This window comes from Streptomyces sp. NPDC102441, assembly GCF_044765585.1.
Taxonomy (GTDB): Bacteria; Actinomycetota; Actinomycetes; order Streptomycetales; family Streptomycetaceae; genus Streptomyces.
This window is the reverse complement of record NZ_JBIWKH010000021.1, coordinates 1-16,165: the sequence shown is the minus strand read 5'-3', so window position 1 is coordinate 16,165 and position 16,165 is coordinate 1. Positions and strand designations below refer to the sequence as shown.

At 70.9% G+C, this 16,165-nt stretch carries 9 protein-coding genes and 1 pseudogene; 8 read left to right on the top strand and 2 right to left on the bottom strand.

The genetic code is table 11. The features are described 5' to 3' along the window. Positions 1–15 precede the first annotated feature (15 nt). Together ACIREO_RS35105 and ACIREO_RS35100 are read right to left on the bottom strand one after the other, a co-directional pair. Positions 16–7,542, bottom strand: a complete 7,527-nt coding sequence (locus ACIREO_RS35105; RefSeq protein ID WP_404117873.1) for an SDR family NAD(P)-dependent oxidoreductase — start codon at positions 7,540–7,542, stop codon at positions 16–18. A 72-nt stretch (positions 7,543–7,614) separates the two neighbouring features. Further along, positions 7,615–8,676 (bottom strand): SDR family oxidoreductase, encoded by a 1,062-nt coding sequence (locus tag ACIREO_RS35100; protein ID WP_404117871.1) that lies wholly within the window; start codon positions 8,674–8,676, stop codon positions 7,615–7,617. Positions 8,677–9,172: 496 nt separating this feature from the next. Between ACIREO_RS35100 and ACIREO_RS35095 the strand changes: the two genes are divergently transcribed. The 8 genes and pseudogenes from ACIREO_RS35095 (at position 9,173) to ACIREO_RS35060 (ending at position 16,000) form a co-directional block, all read left to right on the top strand. Beyond that, complete coding sequence (locus ACIREO_RS35095; RefSeq protein ID WP_404117868.1) at positions 9,173–11,350, top strand: MMPL family transporter; 2,178 nt, start codon at positions 9,173–9,175, stop codon at positions 11,348–11,350. A gap of 106 nt (positions 11,351–11,456) precedes the next feature. Next, positions 11,457–12,026, top strand: coding sequence for a hypothetical protein (locus ACIREO_RS35090; protein WP_404117865.1), 570 nt, complete (start codon positions 11,457–11,459; stop codon positions 12,024–12,026). Positions 12,027–12,079: 53 nt separating this feature from the next. Then, positions 12,080–12,232: a CsbD family protein gene (locus ACIREO_RS35085; RefSeq protein ID WP_404117862.1), complete on the top strand. Its 153-nt coding sequence runs from the start codon at positions 12,080–12,082 to the stop codon at positions 12,230–12,232. A gap of 232 nt (positions 12,233–12,464) precedes the next feature. After that, positions 12,465–12,704, top strand: coding sequence for a hypothetical protein (locus tag ACIREO_RS35080; protein WP_404117860.1), 240 nt, complete (start codon positions 12,465–12,467; stop codon positions 12,702–12,704). Between the two features lie 29 nt (positions 12,705–12,733). Beyond that, on the top strand, positions 12,734–12,970 hold the full coding sequence (locus ACIREO_RS35075; RefSeq protein ID WP_404117858.1) for a hypothetical protein: 237 nt from the start codon (positions 12,734–12,736) through the stop codon (positions 12,968–12,970). A 1,131-nt stretch (positions 12,971–14,101) separates the two neighbouring features. Next, positions 14,102–14,713 carry a restriction endonuclease gene (locus ACIREO_RS35070; RefSeq protein ID WP_404117856.1) on the top strand — a complete coding sequence of 204 codons (612 nt, stop codon included), beginning with the start codon at positions 14,102–14,104 and terminating at the stop codon, positions 14,711–14,713. A gap of 281 nt (positions 14,714–14,994) precedes the next feature. After that, positions 14,995–15,348, top strand: a pseudogene (locus tag ACIREO_RS35065) (IS5/IS1182 family transposase); the annotation flags it as partial. 109 nt (positions 15,349–15,457) lie between these two features. Further along, a complete protein-coding gene (locus ACIREO_RS35060) occupies positions 15,458–16,000 on the top strand; it encodes an isochorismatase family protein (protein WP_404117854.1) in 543 nt (180 codons plus the stop codon). Positions 16,001–16,165: the final 165 nt, after the last annotated feature.

Below are 16,165 nucleotides of genomic sequence, written 5' to 3'. Positions count from 1 at the left end.
ACACCGGGCGTGTGCTCATGGCCGTGCTGCCGGAGCCTCGGTCCACGGGGCGCCGGTCTGCTGGGAGGGCACCGTCACACCGGCGTTTCGAGGCACCTCCTGTTTGAGGACGAGGTCGGCCAGTGCGGTCAGCGTGGGGTTGGCGATCGCCTGGATGGTGGAGATCTCGCGGTCGAAGTGCCGTTGGACGAGGACCGCGAGTTCGGCGGCCATCAATGAGTCCATGCCCAGTTCGCCCAGCGGCCGATCCACCGGCAGCCGTTCGGGCAAGGACTGCAACACGGTGGCGGCCAGTTCGGCCAGTGCCGTCAGGGCTAGGCTACGGGCCTCCGGGGCCGGCAGGACGGCCAGTTGGTGGCGCAGGTCTTCGGTGCTGTGCCCGGCCACGTCCTTCGCGGGTGCGAGGACCAGCTTCAGACGTGGGGCATCCGCCGCGGGACAGAACGAGCGCAGCGCCTCCCAGGTCATCCTGGCGACGGTGACGATCTCGGTCCGCTCGGCAAGGAGCTTGTCCAGACGGGTGAACGCGTCACGAAGGGTGAGTAGGCCCAGGCCCTTGCTCTCCAGCATCCTGCCGAGCTGCAACCGCGCGACGTAACCGGCCTCGTCGATACCGCCCCACTGCACGGTCAGAGCGGTCTCCCCCCGCCTGCGGCGGGCACGGGCCAGGCACTCCAGGGCGAGGTTGCCGCCGGCGTAGGGGCCCTGGTGTGGGTTGCCGATGAGCGCGGCGGCCGAGGAGTACAGAACGAAGAGGTCCATGTGCCTGCCGCGGGTCAGTTCGTCCAGGACGACCGCTCCACCGATCTTCGGTGTGAGGACCGCCGCGACGCGCGCGTCGTCGAGGTCGGTGAGGGGGGCGTCGTCCAGATGCATGGCGGCGTGCACGACACCACGCACCGGGTGTCCGCGGTCGTCGGCGTCCTGGAAGACAGCGCGCATGGCGTCCATGTCGGCGGCATCGGCCGCGTGCACCGTCGCCTGCACGCCCTGCGCGCGCAGCTCGTCCAGCATGTGCGGCGTACCGGGGGTCTGCGCGCCCCGGCGTCCCACCAGAGCGAGGTGGCGGGCCCCGCGCTTGGTGAGCCAATGCGCGCTGGCCGCCCCGAAACCAGTGAGTCCGCCGGTCACCAGGTAGGTGCCCTCCGGGTCGAGCGGCGCCTGCGTGGGGTGAGGGGTGAGGGGCGGCGGCTGGTCGTAGGTGAGGACGAGCTTGCCGACGTGGTGCGAGTGCTGCAGCAGGCGAAACGCCTCAGCGACGTCCGCCACCGGCCGTACCCAGTGCGGCACCGGCCGGAAGTCGCCGTCGACGATGCCCGCGGAGAGCCGGTCCAAGTGGTGCTTGGCCTGTTCCGGGTTGTTCAGGACCATCTCGTTGAGGTCGACGGCCGAGAAGGTCAGGGCGCGCCGAAACGGTCCCAGCAGGAGGCGTTCATTGGCATGGAAGTCGCGTTTGCCGAGCTCGACGAAGTGACCACCGGGCTTCAGCAGTTCCAGGCTGCGGGTGACGGCCTCCCCGCTGAGCGAGTTGAGGACGACATCGACCCCGCGCCCGTCGGTGTCCTCGAGGACCTGCTCGGCGAAGTCGAGGGTGCGCGAATCGGCGACGTGTTCGACGCCGAGCAGACGCAGCAGGTTCCTCTTGTGCGGAGTGCCGGCGGTGGCGATGACACGCGCCCCGACCCGTTGGGCGTACTGGACGGCGGCGAGGCCGACTCCGCCGGCGGCCGCGTGGATGAGGACGGTTTGTTCCCGGGTCAGCCTGGCGACGTGTCCGAGGCTGTACTGGGCAGTGAGGGAGGCGAGCGGGATGGTGGCCGCCGCGACGAAATCCAGGTCGTCCGGGAGAGGACTCACCACTTGCGCGTCGACGGTCAGGTGCGAACTCAGCGAGCCACGGCCGAGGGCGCAGACCCGGTCACCGGGAACAAGGGAGGACACCGCTTCTCCGACAGCGGTGACGACCCCGGCACACTCGTAGCCCGCCGGGTGCTCCCGGCTGTCATCGGTACCGGGCTGCGGTGCCAGAATGGCCTGGGCCTGCAGGACGTCCCGGTAGTTCAGTCCGGCCGCACGGACTTCGATGGTCACCTCGCCGGGGCCGGGAGGCGCGGGCGGCGGCGTGGGCCGCCACACCAGATCGTAAGCGGGGCCCGGCCTCTGGACCCGCAGGGAGTAGAAGGCCGGCTTCTGCCAGGTGACCGCCCCGGGTGTGGCCGGACGGCGCGTGACGCGAGGCACGTACCGACCGTGACGCGTGGTGACGATTTCGTCCTCGTCGTCCGGGTCCAGCAACTCCGCAGCGATCCGGTGCACGGCGTCCGGCTCGCCGCCGCCGTAGTCGGCGGCAAGCCGCCGGACTGCGGTCCGGGCGTGCTCGTTGGCGAGAGAGCGTGCCATCCCCCAGGCCGCGGCGGCGGGCACGGTCGCGGGCTCGGGCGCGGGGGTGGCGCCTTCGGTCGGCGTCACCAACCACAGGGCGCGGGGGATGTCGGAGGGCATGCGTGACATCGCGGTCGCCACAGCCCGCAGGGCCGCCGCGTAGCGCACCGAGCGGGCGGTGGCCTCCCGCGCGGTCAGTGTCGATGCGCCGGGATCGGTGTCGATGACCAGGACCACGGTGACCGACGAGGTGGCTGGGTCGCCGCTCGGTAGCAGTCCGGTCCAGATGTCGGCGGTGGTGTCCAGGCCGGTGGTGTGCACGGCACCGCCGACCGCGGTCAGCGTGGCGGCGAGTCCGGCCGACAGCTCACAGTCCGGTTCCCCGGCAACGAACCACGCGGAACCCGAGGGCGCCTGCGGCAGCGGCGGCACCGCGACAGTGCCGGCGCGGGATGCCCGCTGTGCGACGAACGCCGAGGCCACCTGGGCCAGGTCACCGTCGATGTGGGCCGGCATCATGTCACCGAAGTCGCTCTCCCGCAGCAGCTCCCGCCAGCGCGGCAGCGCCAGCAGCGGGGTGTCGGGGCGTTCCGCGAGATCCGTGCGGTTCCAGAAGCTCTTCAGAAGCCCGAACACCAGCGCGCAGGTCGCGGTGTCGTGCATTTCCTGGACCAGTAGGTGGCCGCCGTCCGCGAGGAGGTGGGACAGGCGGCGGAGCGAGGCGCGGACGTCCTCAGTGGCGTGCAGAACGTTGGAGGCGAGGACGAGGTCGAAGGATCCCTCCGTACACCCCTGCTCCTGGGGGTCGTGGTTGAGGTCCAGCGCCCGGTACTCGACGAAGTCGTAGGCCGCCAGTTTGGCCCGGGCCCGGGGGAAGAAGGACTCCGACACGTCGGTGAACACGTACTGGGTGCGCTGACGCGGCAGATGGGGCAGGACCGCCCGGGTCGTTGCGCCGGTCCCGGCGCCGACCTCCAGGACACGCAACGGGCGGTCGGCGGGCCAGGTTTCGACCAAGGCGCGCACACATGAACGGATGGCGCGGTTGGCGACCTCGGACTGGAGCGAGGAGGTGTACAGCTCCTCGGTCAGATGCCGGCCGGACTCGGAGAACAGCAGCTCCAGCGGATCGCACCGCCCTGTCAGAATCTCCGGCAGCCGCTGGCCGCACATCCCGTACGCAGCCAGCTCCGGCCCGCGCCGCAGGGCACCGGCCGCCAATGAACCCACCACCTGCACGGGGCGGGCAGGAGAGAGGAGCCGACACTTGCCCCCGGAGCGATAGGCGTCCGTGCCGGCCACCAGGCCGTGTTTCTCAGCCACTTCAAGCAGGACGCCGAGCAGCGGCTCGTACTCGGCCAGGACACCGGCACCGCTCAGATCGGCCCAGGTGAACGACGCACCACCGGGAAGGATCTCCTCGACGGCGCGCACGGCGAAGTGCGCGGTCAGCAGCTTCAGACCGTCGATGAGTTCGAGGCCGCGGTGCGTCTCCGCCTCGGACAGGACCGCTTCCGGCGCCGCCGCCGACACCTCGCTGTCGTCGGATCGGGGGCGGGGCAGCAAGGTCACCGGCCCGCCGCGGTGCGGGCGCGGGACGGCGTGCAGTTCGGTGACGTATTCACCGACCTGCGGTCCGGTTCCGGTGTCGAAGCGCCGCAGCCGACAGCCGAGCAGTTCCAGGCAGACGTCACCGTCGTCGTCGAGGACGGTGACGTCCCAGACGACTTCCGCAGCGGTGGCGGAGCGTGCGAACGCCCGTACGTACCCGGTGGGAGCCGCCGGCCGCCACGCGCGGACCGTGTCAACGGCCGCGGGCAGGAAGCGCACGTCCTCCGCGTCATCCAGCAGCACGGCGCCTGCCTGCAGGGCGCCGTCCACGATCGCGGGATGCGTCAGGTAACCCGCGGTCTCCAGGTGGTCGGCACGGTAGCGGGCCACCGCCTCGGTACCGTCGGCGTGGACGTACTCGAGAACACGGAAGCAGCGACCGTAGTCCAGGCCGCTGCGGCGGGCCCGGTCGTACACCTCCGCCGCCTCGGCGCGTTGCGGCAGTTTGTGGCGGAGCGCACCGATATCGATCCGGTCGGGGGCCCGGCCGCGCAGGCTCCGCGCCCGGCCGCGGGCGTGGGGCCGCCATGGCTGCCCGGGGCCTCCGGTACGGCTTGCCACGCGCACCACCCCGTCCTCGTCGGACAGCGACGTGTGCAGCCAGACATTCATGTCCGCGTCGTCCCACGGCAGGGTGAGCGGTTGGAAGGTCAGCGCGGTGATTTCCACGGGAGCGTCGAACGCCCGGTCCCCCGCTGCCAGCGCCGCCTCGATGTAGCCGGCGGCCGGCATCAGCACCGCGCCGTCCACCTTGTGGTCGGCCAGCCACGCCAGCCGGTCGGGGTCGAGGTGCTGGTGCCAGCTCGGCTCCGGCGCGGCGGCCCGTTCGCCGAGCAGCGGATGATCGATGGTGCCGTCTCCACAGGTACGGTTCCATGACGCTGCCGGCGGCATCGGGTAGGCCTCACGCTGCCAGGCTTGTGGTGGCAGGCTGGTGACTTCCCCGGGCGAGGGGAAGAACGTCGCCCAGTCCCCGGCCCCGGCGGCCAGAACGCCACCGATGGTCTCGTCCAGCGCTTCCGTGCCCGCCCGGTGACGCTGCAGGGTGGGCAGGACCACGGCCGGCACCCGCGCTGTCTCGGCGGCACGGCGCAGATACGTCGCAAGCACGGGATGCGGGCCGACCTCGACGAGGGCGCCACATCCGTCCCCCAGCGCGGCAGCGGCTGCCTCGGCGAACAGAACGGGGCGCCGCAGGTTGTGCCACCAGTATCCGGCGTCCAGGCGGCCTCCCTCCTCGCCCTGCCACAGGCCTCCGGTGACGGTGGAGACGAACGGCAGGCTCAGCGTGCCTGGGCGCAGTCCGGCCAGCGCCGCCTTCATGGGCCCTGCGAGCGGGTCCATCATCCGGCTGTGGAAGGCGTAGTCGAGTTCCAGCAGGCGGAAGAAGACGTCCTGGTCGGCCAGTTGGTGGCCCAGGTCCCTCAGCGCCGTGGTGTCACCGCTGACGGTGACGTCTCGCACGCTGTTGACAGCGGCGATCTCCAGTCGCCCGCCGTACGGCAGCAGCAGCGCGCGGGCCTCCCGCTCCGGCAGCCCGAGCGCCGCCATGCGGCCGGTGCCGGCGGTGGGAGCCTGCAGCCGACTGCGCTCGGCCACCACACGGGCCGCGGCGGGCAGGTCCAGCGCCCCGGCGACGCACGCTGCGGCGATCTCCCCGACGCTGTGCCCCAAGACCACGTCCGGACGTACGCCCCGTTCTGCCAGCACCGCGACCAGTCCCAGCTGGAGTGCGAACAAGGCGGGTTGCGCGAACTCGGTTCGCTCCATCCGGGAGCGCTCCTTCGGCGCACCGAGTTCCTGTGCCACCGACCAGCCGAGGAACGGTACCAGCGCTGCGTCGGCCTCCTGGACGGCGGCGTGGAACGCGGGCTCCGCCGCCAGCAGGTCCGCCCCCATGCCCTGCCACTGCGATCCGTTTCCGGAGAAGGCGAACACGATCCGGCCGCTTCCGGCCCCGTCGGCGACGGGCGGGGGCGGCACGGTCAGGGAGGCCGCCCGCTGCCGCAGCCGGTCAGCGGCCTGCTCCGGGGTGCGGGCCAGCACCACGGTGCGGTGCGGGTGGACGCGTCGGCGGCGGCAGGCGGTGTAGGCGGCGTCATAGAAGCCGTCCGGTCCGACGGCCTCCAGATGGTCGGCCATCCGGTGGACGGCGGACGCCAGGGCGTTCTCGGAACGGGCCGAGACCAGCACGGGCAGTGCTCCGCCCTCCGGTCGCCCGCCCGTCCCGTCCGGCGGGGCAGTGACGGGCGGCGCGCCGAGCAGGACGTGCGCGTTGGCGCCGCCGAATCCGGCGGAGTTGACTCCCACCAGGCCGCGCCCCTCGGCTGACGGCACCGGTTGGGCGCTGATCACCGGTTCCAGCCCGAGGCCGCCGAAGTCGATGTCGGTGGAGAGCGGCTCGGCGTGCAGGGTGGCGGGGATCTGCCCGTACCGCAGCACCAGACACGCCTTCAGCAGGCTGGGCACGGCCGATGCCGCCTCCAGATGCCCCAGATTGCTCTTGACGGACCCGATGGGCAACGGTCCCCGGGTACGCGCCGTGGCCAGTGCGCGGCCGACGGCCTGGCATTCGGCGCGGTCGCCCGCCTGGGTGCCGGTGCCGTGCGCCTCGAAGTAGACCAGTTCGTCCGCCGACACTCCGGCGTCCCGGTAGAGCGTACGCAGCAACTCCTCCTGGACCTCGCTGCTGGGCAGGGCCAGTCCCTGGGTGCGCCCGTCGCTGTTGATGCCGCTGGCCCGGATCACAGCGTGTACCCGGTCACCGTCGGCGACGGCATCGGCGAGCGGCTTGAGGAGAACCAGACCACCGCCCTCCGCCCGTACGAAGCCGTCGGCAGCAGCCGAGAAGGCGCGGCAACGGCCGGTGGGAGAGAGCATCGACGCCTTGGCGAACCCGACGTACGGGTGCGGGTCGAGCAGCAGGCCGATACCTCCCGCGAACGCCATGCGGCTGCGGCCACTGCGCAGTACCTCGCACGCCTGATGCACCGCTGTCAGGGCCGACGAACAGGCGGTGTCCACGGTCATGCTCGGGCCGCGCAAGTCGAAGACGTGCGAAAGCCGGTTGGAGACGATGGAGTTGGCCCCGCCGGTCATCGTGTAGGCGTCCGTCTCGTCCGGCAGGGTGCCCATCAACGCGAGTGCGGCCGAGCCTGCGCTGCCGACGAAGACCGCGGTGTCCGACCCGGCGATCCGGTCGGCGTCCATCCCGGCGTCGTCCAGAGCCTCGACGGCCATCTCCAGCAGCAGCCGCTGCTGCGGGTCCATATGGGCGACCTCGCGCGGGGAGATGCCGAAGTAGTCGGCGTCGAACCGGTCGTATTCCTCCAGGAACCCCCCGGCGGTGGTGTAGGTCTTGCCGGGCCGGCGGGGGTCCTGGTCGAGGTACCGGGAGGCGTTGAAGCGGTCCGGGGGTACTTCGGTCACCAGGTCGCGGCTCTCGTTCAGGGCCGCCCACAACTCGTCCAGCGAGGTGATGCCTCCGGGCAGGCGGCAGGCGACTCCGACGAGCGCGATGGGCATGTCGTGCCCGGGTGCAGGCGGCATAGGCAACGCTGGCTCCTTGAGGTCGTGAGGGAGGAGGAGAGGGAGGGAGGCGGCCGCCTCAGGGCGGACCGGTCAGCGCAGGGCTGTCGCGACGTAGTCCCGGTCCACGACCGGCTGCCCCGGGTAGGCGAGGCCGAGCCGCGCGAGGTTGCCGTCCTCGTACGTCCTGGAGCAGGTCAGCCAGCAGGCGTACGCCGGCAGCGCCTGCCGCACGTCCCACTGCCCGGTGGGGGGCCGCCAGGCCGTGTCCACACGGACGGCGAAGTGGTCGCCGACAGCCGCGATCACCTCGGTCATGGGCACATTGGCGTGGTTGACCACGTGGTAGATGCGGGGTCCGCCCGGTGCGCGCCGCGCACCGGCCTCCACCATCGCGTACACGGCATGCTCGACCGGCAGGATGTTCGTGTCGGCGCCCGCACGCAACGGCAGCGGCACAGGTTTGGTGCCCGCGGCCAGTTCGGGGTGCCTGCGGAGCATGGCTCCGACGTGCTGGGCGAGCGCCTGAAGGGGGTGACGGGGGCAGTCGGGGTGCGCGGAACGACGGGTGACCAGGCCGCTGGGCCGGAAGACCACGGCCCGGCCCCCGTCCTCGGACACCCAGCGGTGGACAAGTGCCTCGGCCTCGAACTTCGACTGCTCGTAAGGGGTGTGAAACCCGGAGGAGGCGTCCAGCACCTCCTCCGCGACGACCCCGCCATCCCTGGCGCCGGCCACGGCGACCGTACTCATGTGGTGAAGCAGGGGCGCCCGCTCCCCGGCCGAGAGCAGCCGCAGCACGTGCCGGGTGCCGCCGACGTTCGTACGCCGCGCGACTTCCAGCGACGCGGTGAAGGAGACGTTGCCGGCGCAGTGCCACAGGACGTCGATGCGGTCCGCCAGCCGCTGGAAATCCTCTCGCCCCAGGCCCAGAAATCCGTCCTCGAGATCGATCTCCACCGCCTCCAGGCACGTCCGTGCCACGCGAAGCTCCTCCTCGCCCGCGCCGGACGCCCGCAGGAACCGCTCGACGCGCGCCCGCGCCGGCAGCGGATGCGGACGGGCGAGCAACAGCAACCGGTGACGTCGCGCCAGAAGCTCCCGCACCAGGTGCATGCCGAGGAAACCGGTGGCACCGGTGACCGCAGTCAGCACATATGCCCCTCAGCGTCGGCGTCCGCCCGCCCGGGGCCGGGCGCGATCGACGGCGTCCGGGCCTGGGACGGAAAGGGCGGAACGGGGAGCATCACTTGAATCACGCGTCGGACAGTAGCCGACCCGGTGCTAACCGTAAGCAATGTTGGTGTCGTTCACCCTTGGGAGTGCCCCGCCCCACCCCAACCCGGTTGATTGTGGGGGGTGCACGCCGAAAGGACATACGTCGGCTGCCCACGAGGTCCGCCGGCGACGAGGGCGCTCCGCCGTGTGCGCTTCGCCGGACGACCGCCCGACGGCCTCCGACGTCAAAGCACCCGACAAGCGCATCACTCGTTCGAGTCATCGTCGCGGGACGGCCGGGCGGACCCGGGCGCCTTGCGCCGTCCGGCCGATCACGTCGTCCGAGCAGGCAGAGCCGGTCGTGGCGTCCGTTCCGTTCCCGTCCGCCTGTGATACCCAATGGGCCCCATCTGCTGCGCGTCAGGAGGCGTCGGTGCACCGGATCGGAAAGGTCATGGTGCGGTACCGGTACGCGGTGATGACCGTGTGGCTGGTCCTGGTCACTGCGAGCCTCATCACGCTCTCCGCCCTGCCCCGGGCCCTGCAGCCACCGGACCTCTCCGTCGACGGCTCGGCCTCGACCGCCGCATCCGACCTGGTCGCCGACCGATTCCCGGACATCGGCGGGCAGCAGGTCATGCTGGCGTTCGCGTCCCCCGGGCTGCCGGCCGACAGCCCGGCGTACCAGCGCGTCACCCGGGACGTCGCCGCCGTGATGTCTAAACATCCGCAGGTCAGCGCTATCCTGCCGGTTCCCCGTACCGAGTTCCAGGACGCTCACCACACCTACATGGTGGTGGGAATTCACGGCGACGCGCACACCGCCCGCCGCGTGCTGCCTGGTCTGGACGTACAGGCACAGGGGGCTGCCCGCGACCACTCGAAGGGCGCGGTGTCGGTCGCCCTGGTCGGCTTGGACCCGGTCCTGGCCCAACTCGCACGCAGCACAACACGCGACGTGCAGTCCGCCGAGATGTTCGCGGTGCCCGCGGCAACCCTGCTGCTGGCGGCGGGCCTCGGCTCTCTGGGCGCCGCTGCCCTGGTCCTGCTGCTCGCCGGCACCGCGATCGTCCTCAGTCTCGGCATCCTGACAGCGACCGGGTTCTCCCACGGCGTCGACGCGACCGCGGTGACCGTGGTCGCCACCGTCGGCCTCGGAATCGGCCTGGACTACGGGCTGCTGCTGACGCTGCGCCACCGTCGAAGCCGGGCCGACGGCCTCCCGCCCGGCCGGGCGGCCGAGCAGGCCACCGCCACCGCCACCGCCGGTGCCACCGTCGCCCTGGCGGGCACCGCCGTCGTCGCCACCGCGTCCGGGCTGCTGCTGACGGACATCACCTACATGCGGACCCTGGCGCTCGCCGCAGTGCTGGCCGCATCGACCGCGACGGTAGCCGCACTCACTCTGATGCCGGCCCTTCTCATCTCCTGCGACAGGGTCCTGAGTTGGTGCCCGATGCCCTGGGCGCGGCCGGGACGGCGCCGCCCGAAGCCGGGCCCCAGCACCTGGGAACGGTGGACCCAGCACCTGATGCGCCACCCCGGGCGCTACGCCACGGCCGCAGCGCTCGTTCTCTGCATCGCCACGGCGCCAGTACTCGGCCTGCACACGGCGATGCACTTGGACCGGTCCGTACTCGCCGGCACCGCCACCGGTAGCGGACTGGCCAGAATGGAAGACGACAGGATCGCGAGCATCACCTTGGTCGGCCTGCCCCACCCGGTGAACGACGGCCCCGTCGACACTCAGCGCTTGTCCACCGCGCTGGCCGATGACCCCCGGGTCTCCGTGGCCGCCGCGCTCGACAACGGCCGTGACCTGACGCTGCTGCTGATCGGCGAGAGCCAGGCGCCGGACACCGCCGACGCGGCCGCGCTCCACACCCACCTGCGCAACTACCTCGCGCCCCGACTGCTGCCCACCGGGCAGCCCGTGCGGATCGCCGGACCGTCCGCGGCCATCCACGATCTGACCACCGAGATCCGTGACCGGATGTGGCAGGTCCTCGCGGTGATCTGCTGCGGCACCTTCGTCCTCACCTTCCTGGTCTTCCGCTCGGTTCTCGTCCCGCTCAAGGCGATCGCGATGAACCTGCTCTGTGTCGGTGCCGCCTTCGGCATCCTCACCCTGATCACCCCCGGCCTCGGGTACCCCACCATCAACCCCCTGCTGCCGCTGATCGCTGTCACTCTCGTGTTCGGCCTGTCGATGGACTACGAGATCTTTCTCGTCCACCGCATCGCAGAGCACCACCGCACCCATGGCGACAACCCCGCAGCCGTCCTGCACGGCCTGCGGCACACGGCGCTTCCCATCAGCCTGGCCGCAGGTGTGCTGGTCGTGACCCTCACGGGCCTGCTCACCACCCACCGTCAGGACCTGCGGCAGATCGGCTTCGTGGTGATGACCGCCATCGCGCTGGACGCCACCCTCGTCCGCATGGTGCTGGCGCCGGCCCTGATGCGGCTCATGGGTCGCGCCAACTGGTGGCTGCCCGCCTGGTGCAGCAGCCTGCTGCCGCCCCAGGGCGGCGACGTGCACGCGCCCGCACAGCACGGCGTCGCCGACGCCGACGCCGCAGCCCCCACAGCCAACCGCCAACCGGTGTGACGAGTGCCTGTCCCACCGTCCTGCCCTTCCGACCCGACGTGGCCCCAAGGAGTTCCCCATGCTTCACCCGACCGCAAACCGACTGGTACCCCGCAGCGTTTTCGCGGTGGCCGTCCTACTGCTGAGCTCTCTCGCCCTTCCGCAGAACCAGACCGTCGGCGCCCTGCCGCAGAACCAGACCGTCGACGCCGTGCCGGTGGGCAGGACCGTCGACGCCGCCCTGCTCGACTGCGCCATCCGCACCGCACCCGGCGATCCGGTCGTCATGACCCCGGCTGTTACCACGGTCTCCCGGAAGATCCACGTCCGTGCGACCATGCACCTCACCGACTGCCGGTCGTCCACCTCCGTCGGACGGCTGATGCGCACGGGAACGGTGCACATCGACGCCCACGTACGCGCCAACTGCAGCAGCGTCACGCCCCTCGACGGACAGGCCGCCATCACCTGGCGGGACGCGTCCGGGCACCGCGTCGGAACCTCCACAGTCCAGGCGAGGCGCCGCGACGTCAACTCCTCCATCAGCGACGGCCTTCTTGCCGGACAGGTCACACGCGGCCTGATGTCGGGCGCCAAGGTCAGCGGCAGCATCACGCCCACCAGCAGCATGTCCCAGTGCACGGACTCCGGCCTGCGGGCCCTCGCGGGTTCGGGCAGGGTCAATCTGCACCAGTGAGCCCCCGGAGTGGTCAGTGGCCGTGGCCGCTACCGACCACTCCGGCCCGCAGGGTGTTTCCCGAGCTCACCAGCCAGGGAAAGGTCAAGGAGCCCGCCGACCGGGCGGTCGGGAACGGACACCTCACCGCCGAAGGCCGGGCCTGCCAGACCAAGGGCGAGGCCCGCCGAGCCAACAAGAAGGCGAAGGACGCCTACAAGCGCTGACTTCCTCTCCGCGACGCGTGTGCCCCGGCCGTGCCGGGCCACACGGATGTCGGGCGGCACAGGCGCGCAGCAAGGCTTCATCCCCTCTCCTCGGCTTTCCCGACGAGCTCGTAACCCGGGTGTGAGTAGTTGAGGTACGGGGGAGCTGACCTACGACGGGCTGCGGGCCGCCGAGGCGAAGGGCAACAAGGGCGGCCGGCGCCCGGCCGCTCCGGCAGGCAAGACCGACGACGTGCGTGCCGCGTACTGGGAGGGCCGGTCCATCGCGGCTCTCTCCCGGGATCACCGCGCCATCCGTACCACCGTCGCAGACCTACTACCCGAGTACACCATCGCCGCCTCGGGCGTCCTGGCTCCGGAACCACCGGTCGTTCTCGACATGCCGGGCAAGGTCGCCGGCTTCCTCCGCGCCGCCGAGCTGGACGACGCCGAGCGAGCCACCCTCGACCAGGGCATGACCGTACGGACGTAAGGCACCGTACGGTCGACGGCATCGGCCCGGTGCGCACGGTCGTTCTGCTCCTGCAGGACGGACGCTTCGCCCGGGTGCGGCTGGACTGGCCGCTGCAGGAACCAGGAGAGTTCGTCACCTCGGTCAACGCCCACGAGCCGGTCGCCGCTGACTTCGTGACGGAAAGGTTCGCCCCTGCTCCACTCAACGACGGATGGATCGTCGAGCTGGAGAAGGAGGTGGCACGGGTGCTCGTCGACTGCGAGTGCAGCACGGCGCCGTCCTAGCCGACAGCAGACTTGGCCCTGGGCGGTCCTCCGCCGCAGGGCAGGCTCGCACCGGCGCCGCGACTCGTCGCACGGGCCGAAGGCAGAGAAAAGGGGCCCGGCCTGATGGCCGGCCCCCGCTTCTCTGTTCGTCTCGAATTACCTGCCGGTCGCGGAACCGGTGGCAGCGGACACGGCGATCGAGCCCGACGGGGCTGAGCTCTCCCCAGGCGTGGCCTGGCTTCCTCCGGATGAGAGCGCGGCGAGGACGAGTAAGAGGATCAGCAGTCCGCCGAGCCCGGCGCCGGCGGCCACCACAACGCCCTGGGGTAGGACTCGGCCGTGACTGCGGACGTAGGTCCCGTCCGCCCGCCGATAGCTCCGTACGCGGACGGCCGGCCCGGCCGGGGCCGTCGGGATGCTGCGAACAGTGCTCCGGCGGGTGGCGGTGCGGCGCGGGGCAGCGGTCGCCGTACCGGTTCGGGGGCGGGTACGGCGGGTGTGTGCGCGGACGTAGGTTCCATCTGCACGGCGGTGTGCGCGGACGCGAGTCATGACTGAGGGTTCCTCGAGTGAGAGGGGCGAGGCCGGCGGGTCCCGGCAACCGTCCACGCTAAGTGGGACCACTGACAGAAGGCCCCAACTCCCCTTCTCGCAGGTCGAGTTGTTGTTCGATTGCGGCTTGATTCATCTGCTTCTTTCCGGCCTCCGGTCTGGATTCCTCGATGCAGCGTCGGAGCCCGGTGAAACGATGAGCGGTCGCCGTGGATCACTTCGAGGGGGATGACAGGTGCCGTGGATCAGGCCGTATCAGCGGGCGGACGGAACGCAGGTCAAAGGGCACTCCCGGTGGGCCGCCGGTGCGCGCAAGGAAATGGCGATCGTGGCCGTGGTCGGGATCATCGTTCTTGGCGGAGGGAACACTGGGCCGTCCGGCGGGGCTGACGGAAAGCCATATCCGCGACCGACCCCGGGTGTGTATCCGGTCAAGTTCCCCGCCTGGAAAAGCCCGGAGCCATTACCGAAGCCGACCGTGTCCTACCCGATTGCCTTTCCCTCGTCGGGGGCCGGGCGATGACCGCGCGCCGTCCGCCGGCGCGGCGGTCTCGTAAGCGGCGCCCGAGCAAAAGGAAGCAGGAGGAGGGCCTCCTGGTGCTCCTGGGCGTCGGGGTCATGGCCGCCGCGGTGGCGTGGGCGGTGGTCTCCTGGCTCACGGCGAACTGGTGGGTGCTCGTTCTGCTGGCAGCCGCTGCGGCGGTGGGTGGTGCCTGGTGGGGGCACCGGCACCAGCAGCAACGGGCGTGGCAACGGGTGCAGCAGCAAGCGCTGCGTTATGCACTCCCGCAGCTGGATGCCCTGCACCACCGAGATTTCGAATACGCGGTACGCGACCTGATGCGCCGTGACGGTTGTACCGACGCCCGGCAGACAGGCGGAGCCGGTGACAACGGTGCCGACGTCCTGGCCACCGATCCGATGGGCCGGACCTGGGTGATCCAGTGCAAGCACAGGAAGGCCGGTGCCCGGGGTTCGGCAGTCGGCACCCCGGACCTCCAGCGGGTCAACGGCACCGCCCGCCAACTGCACGGTGCCGACGTGGTCCTGGTCGTCACCAACGGCCGGTTCTCCGCACGTTGCGCGCCGCTGGCCTCGCAGCTCAACATGCACCTCGCCGACCGACAGATCCTTGCGGCCTGGGCCGGTGGCGGGCGGCCCTTGTGGGAGCTCTTGCCGAAGGTCCCCAGGCCTCGCAAGGGCCGGTAGCAGGGCCGACTATCCAGCAAGAGGGCAAGAGGCGGCGTCGCGGAATTCTTTGCCCGGGACCTCGCCTCGTCCGCTGTCAGTCGAAGGGAGCGGGCTACAGCACGCCGTGGAGGGCGTTCTCCTTGAACCCGTCGTCGGCTTCGCGGTAGGCGCATGACCTTGGAGTCGGGGGCCCATCCGTCCTGCTTCTCCGCCACGGCGTCGGGGTTGCCGGCGCGGGATGTCTCGGTGACCAGTCCACGGCGGGGGCTGTGCCCGGTGGGCCGGATATCCCCGTCACGGAAGGCATCCGCGTTGGCCGCCTGGGCGGCGGACGCCCCCGCACCCGCCCGGACCAACTCGGCGGCGACAAGGCGTACTCCTCCCGCCGCAACCGCTGCTACCTGCGCAGACGGCAGATCAAGCACACCATCCCTGAGCCGAAGAACCAGCGGGCCAACCGCCACCGCCGCGGCAACAAGGGCGGCCGGCCCGTCGGCTTCGACACGACGATCTACAAGCGCAGGAACGAAGTGGAACGGACCATCTTGGCGCTCAAGAACTCCCGCGCCGTGGGCACCAGGTTCGATAAGCGCGCCTATGTCTTCCACGGCACCGTCATCGTCGCAGCAATCCGGCTCTGGCTCCGAGCATGACGCGGGGACAGGGCCGAGGCGATTTCGCTTACTGATCTCGTCGGGCTCGCTGGTCGTAGGTCGGCACTCGCCCATCCAATGTGCGGACCGGGCCGGATAGGCTCGCGGGATGCCGGACACCGCACTGCTCATCATCGACATGCAGAGTGCCTTGTTGAGCGACGCCCATGACATCGAGACGTGCCTGCGCAGGGTCGCCCACCTCAGCGCGCAGGCTCGCTCCGCCGGCGTGCCGATCATCTACCTGCGACAACGGCTCCATGACCTGCCCGCCGGCTTGAGCGACGTCCATCCGGCGGTAGCGCCCCGGCCGGGAGATACCGTGCTGGACAAGGACAGCGCGGACTCGTTCCTCGACACCGGGCTCGGTGATCTGCTGAACGAGCGAGCGGTGCGCCGTGTGATCGTCACTGGCTTTGCCACCGAGTACTGCGTGGACTCCACCAGCCGCAGCGCGCTTTCGCGTGGCTACGACCTCGTGCTGGTCTCCGACGGACACACCACACCGGCACGCCCGTCCGGCACTGCGCCATCGGCCGCTCAGGTTATCGCCCACCACAACACGACCCTCTCAACCATCCAGTACGCCGGACGCTCCATCACGGTCACGTCGGCTGCGCGCATCCGCTTTGATGCCACGCCGGCGAGTTGAGCAACGTGCCCGGATGGGCGGGCGGGATTACTATCCGCAACCTCCCGCCCCTACATGATCCGCCGGACAGGGCCTAGTGACCTGGTTCGGAGATGCGTGAGCAGTAGCGGCAGATCCGGTCGAGGATCTGGTCGGCGGTCTTGGTCCACTTGAAGGGCCGGGCCT

What these genes read in the sequence shown, in the direction of transcription:
- ACIREO_RS35105 (WP_404117873.1), bottom strand. Translation starts at nt 7,542, where the DNA reads ATGCCGCCTGCACCCGGGCACGACATGCCCATCGCGCTCGTCGGAGTC.
- ACIREO_RS35060 (WP_404117854.1), top strand. Translation starts at nt 15,458, where the DNA reads ATGCCGGACACCGCACTGCTCATCATCGACATGCAGAGTGCCTTGTTG.